This is a genomic window from Desulfuromonas sp. KJ2020 (genome assembly GCF_024197615.1).
GTDB lineage: Bacteria > Desulfobacterota > Desulfuromonadia > Desulfuromonadales > SZUA-540 > SZUA-540.
In genome coordinates this window covers 59,338-74,808 of record NZ_JAKUKE010000003.1, presented here as the reverse complement: position 1 = coordinate 74,808, position 15,471 = coordinate 59,338, and the positions used below count along the sequence as shown (strand labels likewise).

14 protein-coding genes and 2 tRNA genes are annotated in these 15,471 nt (G+C 56.6%); all 16 read right to left on the bottom strand.

Annotation, left to right across the window (positions count from 1 at the left end; translation table 11 throughout):
- Positions 1-309: 309 nt before the first annotated feature.
- Positions 310-1,875 (bottom strand): citramalate synthase, encoded by a 1,566-nt coding sequence (gene cimA, locus MJO47_RS08685; RefSeq protein WP_253960735.1) that lies wholly within the window; start codon positions 1,873-1,875, stop codon positions 310-312.
- 44 nt (positions 1,876-1,919) lie between these two features.
- Positions 1,920-3,152, bottom strand: coding sequence for an aspartate kinase (locus tag MJO47_RS08680; RefSeq protein WP_253960734.1), 1,233 nt, complete (start codon positions 3,150-3,152; stop codon positions 1,920-1,922).
- 218 nt (positions 3,153-3,370) lie between these two features.
- Complete coding sequence (tsaE, locus tag MJO47_RS08675; protein WP_253960733.1) at positions 3,371-3,859, bottom strand: tRNA (adenosine(37)-N6)-threonylcarbamoyltransferase complex ATPase subunit type 1 TsaE; 489 nt, start codon at positions 3,857-3,859, stop codon at positions 3,371-3,373.
- A gap of 3 nt (positions 3,860-3,862) precedes the next feature.
- On the bottom strand, positions 3,863-4,312 hold the full coding sequence (locus MJO47_RS08670; RefSeq protein WP_253960732.1) for a CBS domain-containing protein: 450 nt from the start codon (positions 4,310-4,312) through the stop codon (positions 3,863-3,865).
- A 9-nt stretch (positions 4,313-4,321) separates the two neighbouring features.
- Positions 4,322-5,866 (bottom strand): NAD(P)H-hydrate dehydratase, encoded by a 1,545-nt coding sequence (locus MJO47_RS08665; protein WP_253960731.1) that lies wholly within the window; start codon positions 5,864-5,866, stop codon positions 4,322-4,324.
- A complete protein-coding gene (acpS, locus tag MJO47_RS08660) occupies positions 5,863-6,246 on the bottom strand; it encodes a holo-ACP synthase (RefSeq protein ID WP_253960730.1) in 384 nt (127 codons plus the stop codon). Before acpS ends, MJO47_RS08665 begins: the two co-directional genes overlap by 4 nt.
- Before the next feature lie 4 nt (positions 6,247-6,250).
- On the bottom strand, positions 6,251-6,970 hold the full coding sequence (locus MJO47_RS08655) for a pyridoxine 5'-phosphate synthase (protein WP_253960729.1): 720 nt from the start codon (positions 6,968-6,970) through the stop codon (positions 6,251-6,253).
- 1 nt (position 6,971) lies between these two features.
- On the bottom strand, positions 6,972-8,345 hold the full coding sequence (gene glmM, locus MJO47_RS08650; RefSeq protein ID WP_253960728.1) for a phosphoglucosamine mutase: 1,374 nt from the start codon (positions 8,343-8,345) through the stop codon (positions 6,972-6,974).
- Positions 8,342-9,025 (bottom strand): YbbR-like domain-containing protein, encoded by a 684-nt coding sequence (locus tag MJO47_RS08645; protein WP_253960727.1) that lies wholly within the window; start codon positions 9,023-9,025, stop codon positions 8,342-8,344. Before MJO47_RS08645 ends, glmM begins: the two co-directional genes overlap by 4 nt.
- A 7-nt stretch (positions 9,026-9,032) precedes the next feature.
- Complete coding sequence (gene cdaA / locus MJO47_RS08640; RefSeq protein WP_253961860.1) at positions 9,033-9,809, bottom strand: diadenylate cyclase CdaA; 777 nt, start codon at positions 9,807-9,809, stop codon at positions 9,033-9,035.
- A 29-nt stretch (positions 9,810-9,838) separates the two neighbouring features.
- Positions 9,839-11,062, bottom strand: coding sequence for a dihydropteroate synthase (gene folP / locus MJO47_RS08635; RefSeq protein ID WP_253960726.1), 1,224 nt, complete (start codon positions 11,060-11,062; stop codon positions 9,839-9,841).
- Complete coding sequence (gene ftsH / locus MJO47_RS08630) at positions 11,062-12,936, bottom strand: ATP-dependent zinc metalloprotease FtsH (RefSeq protein ID WP_371926658.1); 1,875 nt, start codon at positions 12,934-12,936, stop codon at positions 11,062-11,064. Before ftsH ends, folP begins: the two co-directional genes overlap by 1 nt.
- A gap of 118 nt (positions 12,937-13,054) precedes the next feature.
- On the bottom strand, positions 13,055-14,437 hold the full coding sequence (gene tilS / locus MJO47_RS08625) for a tRNA lysidine(34) synthetase TilS (RefSeq protein WP_253960725.1): 1,383 nt from the start codon (positions 14,435-14,437) through the stop codon (positions 13,055-13,057).
- 51 nt (positions 14,438-14,488) lie between these two features.
- Positions 14,489-14,565: transfer RNA gene (locus tag MJO47_RS08620), tRNA-Met, on the bottom strand.
- 46 nt (positions 14,566-14,611) lie between these two features.
- Positions 14,612-14,688 (bottom strand) — tRNA-Met (locus tag MJO47_RS08615).
- Between the two features lie 108 nt (positions 14,689-14,796).
- A complete protein-coding gene (locus tag MJO47_RS08610; RefSeq protein ID WP_253960724.1) occupies positions 14,797-15,468 on the bottom strand; it encodes an SPOR domain-containing protein in 672 nt (223 codons plus the stop codon).
- Positions 15,469-15,471: the final 3 nt, after the last annotated feature.

Genomic DNA, 15,471 nt, shown 5'->3' with positions numbered 1-15,471 from the left:
GATATTGTGAGGAGTTCGCCACTAACGAGCCTCCCATCTCTCCCTTGGTAGACAGGGGCTACAGGCTCTTCCAACAAGAACGTCAACGGAATGACGTCTGCAGGAAGGCCATCGTCACTAATTTGACGGATTCCTCGTTCTGGAAACCCGTCGCCCAATCCGACCACAATGCCCCGGTCTGGCAAAACGAAAAAAGCCGGCGGATTTTCCTCACGGAAAACCTGCCGGCTCAGCATACAAGCAGCAAACAGCAGAAGCAGCGTGCAGCCTAAAGTCAACCCAGGAGGAGACGTCCGCACGCCTAAGACCTTACTGATCTTTTATCAGCTTATAGAGCAGGGCGTCGATAAGGGCGTGATACGAAGCGTCAATAATATTATCACTGACGCCGACGGTCCCCCAACGGCCCAACTTGTCCCCAGACTCGATCAAGACGCGCGTGATAGAAGCCGTTCCCTTACCCGTCGGCAGCACTCGCACCTTGTAATCCAGGAGTTTCATCTCCTTGATTTGAGGATAAAAGTTTTCCAAGGCCTTGCGCAGCGCATTATCCAGCGCGTTCACGGGGCCATTGCCTTCAGCGGCAGTGTGTTCGATCTTGCCTCCCACCTTAACCTGGACAGTCGCCTCGGACAGGGGTTTTTCATCCTCATGCCGCTTGGTATCAATTACCCGGAAGCCGATAACAGAGAAATAATGGCGCAGGTTTCCCAGGGCTTTGCGCATGAGAAGTTCAAAAGAAGCTTCGGCGCCCTCGAACTGGTAGCCCTTGTTCTCCATTTCCTTCAGGTTTTCGAGAATCTCGAGGGTAACCGGATCTTTGCTGTCCAGGTTGATATTGAATTCTTCCGCCTTGGCCAGGATATTGGAGCGTCCGGAGAGATCAGAGACCAGCACCCGGGTGACATTTCCAACTTTTTCGGGCCGGATATGTTCATAGGTTTCTGGATGGCGCTGAATCGCCGACACGTGTACACCTCCCTTGTGAGCAAAGGCCGAGTTCCCCACATAGGGCTGGTGCTTGTTGGGCACCATGTTGGCCAGCTCATAAATGTAACGGGAGAGAGGACGCAACCGGCTCAACTGTTCATCCGAAACGCATTCCCTGCCCATTTTCAGGCGCAGAGCCGGAATGATGGAGCAAAGGTTGGCGTTGCCGCACCGCTCGCCGAAACCGTTGATCGTCCCCTGCACATGAATAATGCCATGTTCCACGGCCACCAGTGAATTAGCCACCGCACATTCGCTGTCGTTGTGGGTGTGAATACCCAGGGGCGTCTTGACAGTGTTTTTCACCGCCGCAATGATCTCAGGCAGTTGATGGGGGAGAGTACCGCCATTGGTATCGCACAGAATAATGCAATCCACGCCGGCCTCTTCGGCCGCCTTGAGGGTTTTCAGGGCGTATTCGGGATTGGCGCGATAACCGTCGAAAAAGTGCTCGGCATCGTAAAAAACTTCACCGACATTCTTTTTGAGATATTCCAGCGAGTCGAAGATGAGTTCGAGATTTTCCTCCAGACTGATCCGCAACGCTTCCCGCACATGAAAATCCCAGGTCTTGCCGAAAATCGTCACAACGTCCGGCTCGGCCTGAACCAGGGTCCGGATATTGTTGTCCTTGTCGGGCGTAGTCTTGGCACGACGGGTCGAACCAAAAGCGGCGATTTTGGCCTGCTGCAGACGAACCTTTTTCACATCCTTGAAAAAGGCGATATCCTTGGGATTGGAGCCAGGCCAGCCGCCCTCAATGTAGTGAATCCCCAACTCATCCAGCTTTTGGGCGATGTGGATTTTGTCCGCGACCAGAAACGATACGTCTTCAGCCTGAGTGCCATCGCGCAGCGTCGTGTCGTAGAGTCGAATCAAACTCATCAAAGACCTTCCTCTATTTTTTAAGCGGCAAAATGCTGCCGTAATTATTCTGCCTTGACGTCCTTTTTGGACAGGTCAAAAGCCTCGTGCAGCACACGAACAGCCAGCTCGGTATACTTCTCGTCGATGACACAGGAAACCTTGATCTCGCTGGTGGAGATCATCTGGATGTTGATGCCCTCCTGGGAGAGAGTCTGAAACATTTTGCTGGCGACGCCCGAGTGGGACCGCATGCCGACCCCGACGATGGAAACCTTGGCGATATTTTCGTCCTGCAGCACACCGCCGGCACCGATGTCCTTGGCAGTCTCCTGAACGATCTTCAGAGCTTTTTTGAAATCCGCCCTGGGCACGGTAAAGGTCATGTCCGTGTACCCTTCATGGGAGACGTTCTGGATGATCATATCCACCGTAATCCCCGCATGGCTCAAGGGGGAGAAAAGCAGTGAGGCAATACCCGGTTTGTCAGGTACGCGCATCACCGAAATTTTTGCTTCATCCTTGTTGTAGGTAATACCTGAAACCAGCACGGATTCCATATCTGCATCCTCCTTCATCACCAGCGTGCCTGGATTATCGTTGAAACTGGAACGAACATGCACAATCACCCCATATTTTTTAGCGAATTCCACAGAACGGATCTGTAGAACCTTGGCGCCGAGGGAGGCCATCTCAAGCATTTCGTCATAGGAAACCTTCTCGATTTTAGACGCGCTTGGAACAATCCGCGGATCGGTGGTGTAGACGCCATCCACATCCGTGTAGATTTCGCAAACGTCTGCCTTGAGTGCGGCAGCCACCGCAACGGCGGAAGTATCCGAGCCCCCACGCCCCAGGGTGGTCACGTTACCTTCCCGGTCGGTACCCTGGAAACCGGCAACTACGATAATGGACCCATTCTTGAGATCTTCCCGGATCTTTTTATCGTCAATTTTCTCGATGCGCGCCTTGGAAAAAACACTGTCGGTAATGATAGGGATCTGGTGCCCCATATAGCTCTTGGCCTTGTAGCCCATGGATTGCAGACACATGGACAACAGAGCGATGGTCACCTGCTCCCCGGTGGCGACCAGGACGTCATACTCGCGCTCGCTGGGAAATTCGCACATTTCGTTGGCCAAGGCGACCAACTTGTTGGTTTCTCCGGCCATGGCCGATACAACCACGATGACATCGTTTCCATCATCGTAAGTCTTGGCCACGCGGCGCGCCACATTGCGGATTCTATCGATGGTTCCAACAGAGGTCCCACCGTACTTCTGTACTACGAGGGCCATAGGATCCTGTCCTCCTTCCAAAAAAAGCGGCCACAATGGTCGCTGATAAATTATCCTTCAACGGTCCGAAAAAACCGGCGCCCTACAGGGGCCAGGTCGCCAATCGATCCAACATAAAGACGTTCTACAACTCCTGGCAGACTCGTCATCTGCCCAGAGGGCCGGGGGCCGCTCAGGGCCTGCCTCCCCCACCTGACGTCCACAAAGTTACTTTCTTATCAAGAATTTCCATCCCGGTCAAAACATTTTTCCAGCCCGGAGAGCAGTTCACTCGGGGCGGTCGTCTCACTCCAAAATTCGACACAGCGGGCCTCGTCTTCCTCGTATTCGATGTGGATACGCAACCCTTCGAGGTCCAAATCCGGAAAGCGATCGGCCCATTCAACCACCACGATGCCGTCACCGTGAAGATAATCGTCAAAATCGATATCGACGAGATCGTCCTGGTGATTCAGACGATACAAATCAAAATGATAAAGGGGCAGCCGGCCGCCATATCGGTTCATGAGAGTGTAGGTCGGACTGGTAACGGGCTCGCCTTCGGGGACGCCAAGCCCACGGGCTACCCCTTGGGTGAAGCAGGTTTTCCCCGCGCCCAGATCGCCTGACAGCAGAATGACCAGCGGTCTGTCGAGCAAGCGGCCAAGGCGAACGCCAAGTTGCTGGGTCTCGGCAGGAGAAGAGGTCCTAACAGACCAACGCGGCATATTTCAGCGTCCCATACTGCGGATGACATCGAGACGGGCCACAACACCAACGAGCTTTCCCTCATCGACCACCGGGAGGAGGTGGACCTTTTTCTCGGTCATGACGGAGGCAATTTCGGGGACGCTGGTTTCCGGCGTACAGGCCTCAACATCCGGGGTATATATCTCCCCCACGGTGCGGGCGGTGATTTTTTGCACCTCTTCGCGAAAGTCCTTCTCACTCTCCAGATAAAGCACCCAGTCAAAGATCGAGATGACGGTGGGAATGTGCAGGGGGCGATCCTGTTCCACCAAGTCGGTTTGAGTCACCAGACCGAGCAGGACACCCTCCTCATCGACGACAGGCATGGCATTGACTCCCGTTTCGACAAAGAGTCGAGCCAGGTCATCCACCGTGGTGGCGGGTGTTACCGTATGAACTTTTGTGGTCATGATATCTTTAGCGTGCAGCATGAGATCTCCTTAGGTCAGAAGTTGGTGACGCGTCAAAGGCAGTTGTCGCAGCAGGTCAGTGGCGGTCAGGCCGGCGTTACCCAGGATCTGGCCCAGATCATCAGCGGCGCGCCCATGCCAGAAGGTCCCCAGGACGGCGGCGTTAAGTGGAGAAAGCCCCTGGGCAATCAGGCCGGCAATGACCCCCGTCAATACATCCCCCATGCCGCCTGTAGCGAGACCGGGGTTCCCCGTACTATTTACGAACAGATCTCCCTCCGGAGAGGCGATGACGGTACGGGCGCCCTTGAGCACCAGAACCGCGCCGTATTTCTTGGCAAAATCCCCCGCAACACGCACCCGGTCCGCTTCAATCTCGTTTACAGACATCCCGGTCAGTCGCGCCATCTCACCCGGATGCGGAGTCAGGACGGTCGTCCCGACAGGACGGACAGTCAGCAGGTCTTTTTGATCACACAGAGCATTGATACCGTCTGCGTCAATCACCAGGGGGAGCGGGCAGTCTCGGACGATACAGCCCGCCAGCGCCGCCCCTCCTTCAGACAAACCCAGACCGGGCCCAAGCGCAAGTGCCTGTTTGTGGAGCCACAGTCGTTTGATATCGTCATATGCCCGCAGATCCAGGGAGCCGGCGGCATCCGGTAGCGGAACCGTCATCGCCTCCGTTAGTTTGATCTCGAGGATATCGTGAATACTGGCGGGACAACCGACCGTAACCAGCCCGGCGCCGGATCGTAAAGCGCCTTCCGCGGTCATGGCAGCCGCGCCGGATTTTCCTGTGGATCCGCCCACGACCACCAGATGCCCGAAGGTCCCTTTATGGCCAGCAAAAGGGCGCGCCGGAAAAAGTGCGGCAACGTCAGCGGCCTCAACAAAGACAGCACCTTCCTCGCGATCGATCACCTTGGGGGGGATGCCGATATCGACGACATGCAACCGGCCGGCATATTCACACCCCGGCGCCAGGACCTGTCCTATCTTCCCGACGGCAAAGGTCACCGTCTCTTTGGCCTTTACCGCTGCCCCCAGCACGCGACCGCTGGTTGCGTCTATCCCCGAGGGAATATCGACGGAAAAAACAGGGAGGCCACTGCGATTGATCCAGTCGATGGCCCTGGCATAATGATCACGGACCGGAGAGGTCAAACCGGTTCCGAACAGGGCATCAATAATCACACGAGCGTTGATCCTTACCAGGGCCTGGTCGAGGGATGCCTCATGGGGACAGAAGGTGACAGTCCCCCCGCAGGCCGTTAAAGCCCGTAAATTGACGGCTGCATCTCCGCCAACGGCTTTTTCTTCGGCGAGAACCAGCGTGGTGACCTGCCAGCCGCGGTTGTGCAGATGACGGGCCATGACATACCCGTCGCCGCCATTGTTTCCCTTGCCGGCCAATACTACGACCGCTCCGGGAAAAACAGCCCGGAAATGGGCACAGAACAGTTCGGTGGCAGCTACCCCGGCGTTTTCCATGAGAACGAGCCCGGAGATGCCCATCTCCTCAATGGTCTGGCGGTCAAATCCTCTCACCTGGTCGGCACGGTACAGTTTCATGGTTTCTCCAGTATAACCGTGGCCAGCGCATAATCACCGTCGTGGCTGTAAGAAAGATGCAGGCCCGAAAGCCCCCTTGCGTTAAAGATCTCTGCCGCTCGCCCCTGGAGTCGCATGGACGGCTTACCGAGCTCGTCCCGTTCAACGGACATATCCTGCCAGGAAATGCCTTCGCGGAGGCCGAGGCCGAGGGCCTTGAGAAAAGCCTCCTTGGCGGCGAAACGCGCGGCCAGATGGGGTGAAGGGTCCTTCATGGCAAAAGCATAACGCCTTTCGTCCGCCGTAAAGATCCGGTCGACAATACCGGTTTTCCCCTCCCGCACAAAGCGGCGAAAACGCTCTATTCGAGCCAGGTCTGTCCCTACGCCGACAATGCCCAAAGGCTCAGCCCCCTTTGACCAGGGCCACCATCTCGCGAACGGCGCGCTCCATGCCGACCAGAACCGCCCTGGAAACGATACTGTGCCCGATATTGAATTCTTCTATCCCCCCAAGGGCAACCACTTCGCGAATGTTCAAATAATCAAGACCATGACCGGCGTTGACCCCAAGCCCCAGCTTCCGTGCCGCACGGATAGCCTGTTCGATCTTCTGCAGCTCCTTCTGGCGACCCTCCGTCAGGCGTGCTTCACAATAGGTTCCCGTATGGATCTCAATATACTGGGCACCGACGCGATGGGCCATTTTGATCTGCTCGAGATCGGGATCAACAAAAAGACTGACGACGATGCCCCCCTGGCGCAGCAATCCCGTCTGTTTCTGCACCAGATGACGGTTCATGCAGACATCGAGACCACCTTCCGTAGTAAGTTCTTCCCGTTTTTCTGGAACGAGGGTCACCATATCGGGCAGGATTTTAAGGGCGATCGCCACCATTTCGTCGGTAGCGGCCATTTCCAGATTGAGGCGAGTCTTCACAGTTTTGCGCAGAACCTCAACATCACGGTCCTGAATATGACGTCGATCCTCCCGCAGGTGAACGGTAATGCCCTCCGCGCCGGCCAATTCCGCCAACGCGGCAGCCATGACCGGGTCAGGTTCGACAGTCCCTCGCGCCTGGCGCACGGTGGCCACATGATCGACATTGACGCCCAGCTTAGCCACCCTATGCCTCCTTTTTCCGGCCGCTGCCGAGATGTTTTTCGATCATAGCCGCAATTTCCTGGGCGTAACCGGTAATTTCCACCTTGTCCTGACCTTCCAGCATGACGCGCAAAAGCGGCTCCGTACCACTGTAGCGAATCAGAACGCGCCCGGATTCACCCAATTTTTTTTCCACCGCCGCGATGGTTTTACGAATATCGGCAATGTCGTTGATATCCTTTTTCTCGGTCACCCGGACGTTGAGCAACACCTGCGGCAGGGCGATCATAACTTCCGCCAGATCAGCCAGAGAACGTCCGCTGCGTTGCATGATGGCCAGCACCTGCAGGGCGGAAATCATACCGTCACCCGTCGTATTATGATCAAGAAAGATCATATGCCCGGATTGTTCACCACCGAGATTGTAGCCATGCTGGCGCATTTCTTCCACCACGTAGCGGTCACCGACAGCCGTCTTGACGACCCTGCCCCCTGCTTTGCGTAGCGCGATATCCAGGCCCATATTGCTCATGACGGTCGCAACCAGAGTGTTATGGGCAAGCCGGCCCTCGGCCAGCATCTGGGTGGCACAGATGGCCATGATGTGGTCCCCATCGACTTCGCGCCCGAATTCATCGACAAAAATAACCCGATCGGCATCACCATCGAGCGCTATGCCCAGATGGGCGCGGTGTTCCTTGACCTTTTCCGACAGAATATCGGGGTGCAGGGAACCACAACCGGCATTGATATTGGTGCCATTAGGCGAAACGCCGATCGAGATGACCTCAGCGCCCAACTCCTCCAGCACCGCGGGAGCCACCTTGTAAGCGGCGCCGTTGGCGCAGTCCAGCACGATTTTCAGGCCGCTTAGATCCATGTCCCCCGGAAAGGAGTTTTTCAGAAAAACAATATAGCGCCCCTGGGCATCATCGATACGGAAAGCCTTGCCAACTTCTGCGGCGGTTGGACGAAGGGAATCGATCTTTTGGCTGAAAATGAGATCTTCAATCTTCAGTTCTACCTCGTCGGGCAATTTGAAGCCGTCACGTGAAAAGAACTTGATCCCGTTATCTTGGTAAGGATTATGGGAGGCCGATATCACCACGCCGGCATCAGCACGCATGGACTTGGCGATAAAAGCAATTCCGGGTGTCGGCAGAGGGCCGACCAGCAAGACATCGACACCCATGGAACAAATTCCGGCCGACAGAGCATTTTCGATCATGTAGCCGGACAGCCGCGTATCCTTGCCGATGACGATACGGTGGCGTCGATTATCCTTCTTGAAGATATAGGCAGCAGCCCGGCCCAGTTGCATGGCCATCTCTGTCGTCATCGGATAGACATTGGCCACACCGCGAACGCCATCGGTGCCAAACAATTTTTTGCTCATTCCTGCACTTTCCTTTCCCCCTGGTTCTGATGACCAGGTTGCGGTTCTACCACCACAAGCACCTCGGCTGATTTCTTGTCCTTGAGTCCTGTGTATTTGCCGCGATAGTTGATGGGCACCATCAAGGTAAAGCTTTCCTTCACCCCCTCCACATCCACGGGCTCGGTGGAGACCTCTGCCACATCCTTGAGCTCACTTTCGGCCCCTTCGACATCGACCTTGTCCGGTGTAGCCCTAACGGACTTGACCACAAAACCCGCGGCGGGCTGTCCGGAAATCACAGCCTGGACCGGCACGGCCTTGCTGCGAATGCGTTCGAGCTTAACATCAACAAAAGAAGGGGAAAGTCGGGTTACCTTGAGCGCGCTAGGGATGTTCAGCCTCTCCTCCAGGCGCTTAAAGGAGGTCAATCCCGGTTGAAGATCCTTGAGATCGACGGAAATACTGATATCGCTGGGGCTCAGGTTCATGAGGAGGGTGCGGGGGCCGCTGATCCGCACGTCGACCAGACTGGGCACCTCGTTGGCAACCATCAACCCCTGAGGAGTATTCTTGAGTTCCAGGGGCACGGCATAGCCCAGTTCCAGCTTCTGCTCGCCCATGACAAAAAACCACAAGACCAGGGCAAAGGAGAGCGAAAGAAGCTTGAGAAGCCAGTTTTCCATCAGTTTGGCGAACATGATGCCATCAGCTCTTCTTCTTGTTTGTTTTGGGCTCAAGCAGTCGCTTGAGAACCCTCTTCAGGGCGGTTGAGTCGAGGTCGCGGGTAATCCGGCCGCCGACGACGACAGAAATCTTGCCGGTCTCCTCCGAGACCACGATCGCCACGGCGTCCACCAGTTCCGTCAAACCGATAGCCGCCCGATGACGCGTTCCGAGTGTCTTGCTGATATCGGGATTCTGGGACAGGGGTAGAAAACAGCCTGCCCGTTTCAGCCTCCCCTGCTGGATGACCAGGGCGCCGTCATGAATGGGCGAATAGGGGAGAAAAATGGAAGTAATCAGATCACTGGAGACTTTGGCGTCGATCTCCACGCCGACTTCGAGAAAATCTTTCAGTCCGGTTTCCCGCTCGATCACGATGAGCGCGCCAATACGACGGTTGGCCAGGTTGAGAGTCGCCTTGATCAACTCTTCCATGACCTCCGTCTCTTCCTTGTAGGACAGATCGGCGAAGAAGGGGTTGCGACCGACGTGAATCAGGGCACGGCGGATATCATTCTGGAAAATGACGACAATCACCAGAATGATGGAAGACAGGAAGTTGTCGAGCAGCCAGTGCAGCGTATAGAGGCCCCCGATCTGGGAGGCGACATAGACAAGAAGGATGACGGCGAGACCAAGCAGCATCTGCACGGCCCGCGTCCCTTTGATGAGCAGAATAATCCGGTAGATGATATAGGCAACGAGGACGATATCGAGCAGGTCCAGCAACCACCTGAAATTTTTAAATCCTTCCAACATGTCGCCCATAAAGAACACCGGCCTTGATTCTATTTGTTTATAACATCACCTCTTGGTTTGCAGATGGCCCATGCCATATCGGCCGTCTGCCGGGCAGCCCTGACGTCGTGGACGCGAAACAGGGTAGCACCCTGTTGCACCCCCAAGGCGACCGTCGCCATGGTCCCCATCACCCGTGCCTCCGGATTCGGTTCATCAAGGACTTTTCCGATGAATCCTTTTCTGGAGGTGCCGAGGAGAATAGGTCGACCGAGGGAGCGTAGTTCCCCCAGTCGTCTGATAAGCTCGAGATTGCCGTCAAGATCCTTGGCAAAGCCGACGCCAGGATCCACCGCCATATGGCTTTCAGGAATGCCGGCCGCCCGTCCCCGCTCAAGACACTGGCGGAGATAGGCAATAACCTCTCCGAGCAGATCCTGGTAGCGGGTATCCTGCTGCATGGCGTCGGGACGGCCGCGGGTGTGCATGACAAAAACCCCGCCTCCGCGTGAAGCCACCGTTGCAGCCATGCGGGAGTCGAACTGCATGCCGCTGATGTCGTTGACAAAATGTCCCCCGGCGTCGAGGGAAGCGGCCGCAACCTCGCTTTTGGTCGTGTCGACCGAGAGCAGAATATCGAAGCGTTGTTTGATCGCCTCAATGACCGGCACCACCCTGTCAATCTCTGTCCCGCTCTCCACGGCTTTCGCCCCGGGGCGGGTACTTTCACCGCCGACGTCGATCAGATCGGCGCCTTCGGCAACCAGGGTCTCGACTCGTCGCAAAGCGTCATCAAAACCCTGATAGCGCCCCCCATCGGAAAAGGAATCCGGCGTAACGTTCAATATCCCCATGATGGCCGGCCGCGAGAGGTCCAAAAAGCCATGTCGCCCATTGAGCCGGGAGGGCACGCTTTCCATATCGCGAAGCAAGGCGCCGATCTCTACTCCCAACCCGGCCAGCCCGAAAGGTTGAGCGCCAAGGCGACGCCCAAGGAGGCTCAGCTGTTTACGCGTGCCGATCAGGATGACATCCGTATGGTCGATGGTGCAGGCCACGCTGCCACGGGCAACGGCCGCATCCCCTCCTACGGCCAGCATCTCCTGCTTGAGGATATTGGCACAGCGGCAGGGGATAGTTGAGATCTTTACCAGCGCCGGCACCATTTTGCCGGCCATTTTTTCTACACCGGCGGGATCGGCACCTATGCGTTGAATCTCGACCCGGGCGGTCTCTTCATCGGTGATCTGCAGGAGACGCGGCAAAAAGCGCATCAAGCATCTTTCTCGGAAGCCGTCTCCACGCAGGAGCCCTCTCCGGGTGAAATTGTTCCGCCAGCCTCTTCAGCCGCCTCTTCGACCTTTTTACCGAAGACCATCTCCTGAATTTCACTGCCGTCAAGGTTTTCTCGCTCCAACAGGGCCTCGGCGACTTTCACGAGAGCCTCCTTGTTCGTCTTGAGAATCTCCCGGGTACGATCGTAGTTCTCCTGCACGATGCGGCGGATTTCACTGTCGATTTCAATCGCGGTAGCTTCACTGTAGTTCTTCACGTGCCCCATGTCGCGGCCCAGAAAAACTTCGCCCTCCTTTTCTCCGAAAGCCAAAGGACCGAGTTTGTCGCTCATCCCCCACTCGCATACCATCTTGCGGGCGATGGCGGTGGCGCGTTCGATGTCGTTGCTGGCGCCGCTGGTAATGCTGTTGAACATGACCTCTTCAGCCACACGACCACCCATCAGGGTGCATATCCGAGTGTAGAGGCCGTCGCGGGTCTCGTTGTACTTTTCCACCTCAGGAAGATACATGGTGACGCCCATGGCTCTTCCGCGCGGGATGATGGACACCTTGTGCACGGGATCGGCGCCGGGAATGAAGAGTGCCACCAGGGCATGACCGGCTTCATGGTAGGCCGTCACCTTCTTTTCGTCTTCGGTAATCACCATGGATCGACGTTCGGCGCCCATGAGAACCTTGTCCTTGGCCGCTTCGACATCCTCCATGGTGACTTCGTTCTTGTCGGCCCGGGCGGCGAGCAGCGCGGCCTCGTTGACCAGGTTAGCCAGGTCTGCTCCCGAAAATCCGGGGGTCCCCTTGGCGACCACCTCAAGATTTACATCCTTGCTCAAGGGCACTTTGCGCGCATGCACCTGGAGAATTTTAGTGCGACCCTTTACATCGGGACGAGGCACCACCACCTGCCGATCGAAGCGGCCGGGCCGCAGAAGAGCGGGGTCGAGGACATCAGGCCGGTTTGTGGCGGCAATAAGGATGACACCTTCATTCGACTCAAAGCCATCCATTTCAACGAGCAGCTGGTTGAGGGTCTGTTCACGCTCGTCGTGCCCCCCGCCAAGACCGGCGCCGCGATGGCGACCGACGGCGTCAATTTCATCGATGAAGATAATGCAAGGGGCATTTTTCTTGCCCTGCACAAAAAGATCGCGCACCCGGCTGGCTCCCACTCCGACAAACATCTCGACGAAATCGGAACCGGAAATGGAGAAGAAGGGAACGCCAGCCTCTCCGGCAATGGCGCGGGCCAGCAGGGTTTTACCCGTACCGGGCGAACCCACCAGCAGGACGCCTTTGGGAATTTTGCCCCCGAGGCGGGAAAACTTCTTGGGATCCTTCAGGTAAGAAACGATCTCTTCAAGCTCGTCCTTGGCTTCGTCGATGCCGGCCACGTCACTGAACGTTACCACCGCCTGGGTCTCGGAGAGCAGCTTGGCCCGGCTCTTGCCAAAGCTCATCGCCTTGCCGCCACCGGACTGCATTTGCCGCATGAAGAAAATCCACACCCCGATGAGCAGCAGAATGGGGCCCCATGAGACCAGCAGTGTAAACCAGAAACTGCGATCACCCTCAGGCTTGGCCTGTATGACTACGCCCTTCTCGCGCAGAGCCGGGATCAGTTCGGGATCGTTGGGTGCAAAAGACTTGAAAGAGGTATCATCCTTGTACTTGCCCTCGATATTCGACCCCTGGACGGTAACTTCCTGAACCTGTCCTTCTTCAACAGCCGCCAGAAAGGCCGTATAGCTGATGGCCTTTTGCTCGGCACCCTTTTGGGTCATCATATTGAAGAGGAGGATCATCACCAGAGAGATGACCAGCCAGAGTGCAATATTTTTATAAAATTGATTCACTTTACCCCCTAAATTTTCTTTTTTTAATCACCCCTCCGGAACAAGGGGCGTGAAAAGCCGGCTGAAATTGAGAAAAAGTACCACAAACCCTGCGATTTCACAAGCCGCTTGTCAGGGTTTATCCACCGTTTCCGGGCGACGGATCAGACGGGGAAACTTCCAACCGCAGAACCGTTCCGCCGTCTTGGCCGGGCGCTAAACCGGCACAACGCCGCCAGCCTGCTATCCAGAGAATTTGCCCTTCCCATTCAACCAGAGGGATGCGCTGACGTTCTTCCCGGGGGATCTTTTCATCAACAAAGAAATCCTTCACTTTCTTATGCCCAGCCATCCCCGAAGGTTGGAAGCGATCCCCCTTTCGGAAGGTACGAACCCGAAGAGGGAAGGACACTTTCCCCGCATCAAACTCAACGGCCTGGCGCCCCTCCCCACCGGATCGGGAGATCAAAGAAACCTTAAGTTCACGACCACGGGGAAGGGCAAAAATACCTGGGCCATCGATTTCGACCGCATAGGAGTCCGCAGTCAAAAACGGCTCCCGGCGCAAAAAGAACCGATCATAGCGCCGACAGGACCAGACCCCGCCAAAAGCAAGGTCGGACTGGGGCACGGGAGACTGGAGTTGGGCATCGATTGCCTCCAGGTGCACCGCAACGACGCCGTGTACCTGGCCACGCACAAGGATCAAGCCGTGGCGCAGCACACGCATCCTCAAGGCGGGATGCAGAGAGAGAAGAGTGGAGCGTTCAAAGCACACTTCGCCCTTCGACGCGGTTCCGGAGGCAGTAAAGGCCCTGAGGGTCTCCTGTTGCCAAAAATCCTCTTCACAGGCGATACGTGAGATCAAAGCATTGAGTTGGGGAACAATCTGGGGATTAAAGGTCTGCAGCAGCGGCACGAGTTCATGGCGAATCCGATTGCGCGTAAAACGCCGATCGGCATTACTCTCATCCTCTACACAGGAGAGACCGCGTGCCTGCAGGTAGCCCCTTAGCCGGACTGACGGCAGATTGAGCAGAGGCCGCACATAAAGCCCGGAGCGGAAACGCATGGCAGCCAAACCGGACAGACCACTGCCACGGATCAGCCGGTGAAGAAAGGTTTCGGCCTGATCCTCTTGATGGTGACCAAGGGCTACCGCATCGCAGCCCAAATCAGTCGCCGATTTTTCGAGGAAGGCTCGTCGTGCATGCCGAGCCGCCTCTTCGAGTCCACGCCCTCGCTGAGAAGCCAGGGCAGGGACATTTTCAGAGCCGACCCTCAGAGGAACGTTCAACTGTCGGCAGATATTCCGCACGAATTCGGCATCGACCGCGCTGGTGGTTCGCATCTGATGATCGAAATGGGCTGCTTCAAGCGTCAGGGGATAGTTCTCCGCCAGTTCACGGAGCAAAGCCAGCAGCGCGATAGAATCGCCTCCACCCGAGACAGCCACCAGAAGCTTGCTGCCAGGACTGACACGACAGGAGACCCGTAGCGTTCTTTCAACCTCTGCGAGCATGATGCCTCGATAAAAAAAACCCTCCCCGGAAAGCCGGGGAGGGTCTGGGGATGGTGGCGGTGCAGAGATTCGAACTCCGGACACTGCGGATATGAGCCGCATGCTCTAACCAACTGAGCTACACCGCCAAACTTTTCGTCTATGGTGACTCCCGGCCTCCGGGAGATCTGTTCTTGGTTGCGGGGGAAGGATTTGAACCTCCGACCTTCGGGTTATGAGCCCGACGAGCTACCAGACTGCTCCACCCCGCGCCAGGGAGATGGCAATTTAGCCAGAACGGAATGTAAAGTCAAGATTTTTTTTCAGCCTTTTCCCCCCTCTTTTTCAGGCAGACAACAGGGCACAGAAAGTCGCTTATATCAACGTCTTCTCACCAGCGCCGACAAGTGTTCCTCCTTTTTCAGGCGCTCAACAACATGCCTCGCGTCCGCCTCGCCGGCAAAAGGACCAACCAGCACACGATACCAGATTCCCTTGCTGCCCAGATCCCCTTTTTCGAGAAAAACAGCGTACCCTGTGGCTTCGAGACGTCCCTTGAGGCGCTCCGCCTCGTCCACGGAACGAAAAGAAGCCACCTGCACCACGTGGGTTCCGGCCGGATGGCTCTTGGGGGCGACTGCCGGCGAGGTTTTCTGCGCCTCGGTCGATACCTTTTTCGGAGTCCGGACACTGGCTACGGGTTCTTGAGAAGAAGGCGGTGTCTTGGCGGCGGGAGGAAGGTTGATTCCGCTCCCCAGCGGCGACTGCCCGGCCATCGGCAGGGTTTCATAAAAAGTCAGGCTCTCGGCCACGTCGACCGGTCGCCCCTCTTCTTCAACCTCTCCCTCCAAAGCAGCCTCGCCCTTTTTATCCACCGGCACGCGCAGGGGCGCCTCCAGCAGGACAGAAGACTCCGTCGGCGCCGTGGCACGCCCCACCATGAACCCGAGGACAAAACTGACCAGCGACACGGCGAGCATGAGGATCAGCAGAATGACAGCCTGCTTCTTTTCAATCCGCCGCTGGGAACGTGAAGGGACCTGGCGCATCATCCC

Excerpts from the sequence above, each read along its gene's own strand:
- MJO47_RS08680 (WP_253960734.1), bottom strand. The coding sequence starts at position 3,152 with ATGGCCCTCGTAGTACAGAAGTACGGTGGGACCTCTGTTGGAACCATC.
- tsaE (WP_253960733.1), bottom strand. The coding sequence starts at position 3,859 with ATGCCGCGTTGGTCTGTTAGGACCTCTTCTCCTGCCGAGACCCAGCAA.
- MJO47_RS08665 (WP_253960731.1), bottom strand. The coding sequence starts at position 5,866 with ATGAAACTGTACCGTGCCGACCAGGTGAGAGGATTTGACCGCCAGACC.
- MJO47_RS08670 (WP_253960732.1), bottom strand. The coding sequence starts at position 4,312 with ATGCTGCACGCTAAAGATATCATGACCACAAAAGTTCATACGGTAACA.
- cdaA (WP_253961860.1), bottom strand. The coding sequence starts at position 9,809 with ATGTTGGAAGGATTTAAAAATTTCAGGTGGTTGCTGGACCTGCTCGAT.
- MJO47_RS08645 (WP_253960727.1), bottom strand. The coding sequence starts at position 9,025 with ATGTTCGCCAAACTGATGGAAAACTGGCTTCTCAAGCTTCTTTCGCTC.
- tilS (WP_253960725.1), bottom strand. The coding sequence starts at position 14,437 with ATGCTCGCAGAGGTTGAAAGAACGCTACGGGTCTCCTGTCGTGTCAGT.
- cimA (WP_253960735.1), bottom strand. The coding sequence starts at position 1,875 with ATGAGTTTGATTCGACTCTACGACACGACGCTGCGCGATGGCACTCAG.
- folP (WP_253960726.1), bottom strand. The coding sequence starts at position 11,062 with ATGCGCTTTTTGCCGCGTCTCCTGCAGATCACCGATGAAGAGACCGCC.
- MJO47_RS08610 (WP_253960724.1), bottom strand. The coding sequence starts at position 15,468 with ATGATGCGCCAGGTCCCTTCACGTTCCCAGCGGCGGATTGAAAAGAAG.
- glmM (WP_253960728.1), bottom strand. The coding sequence starts at position 8,345 with ATGAGCAAAAAATTGTTTGGCACCGATGGCGTTCGCGGTGTGGCCAAT.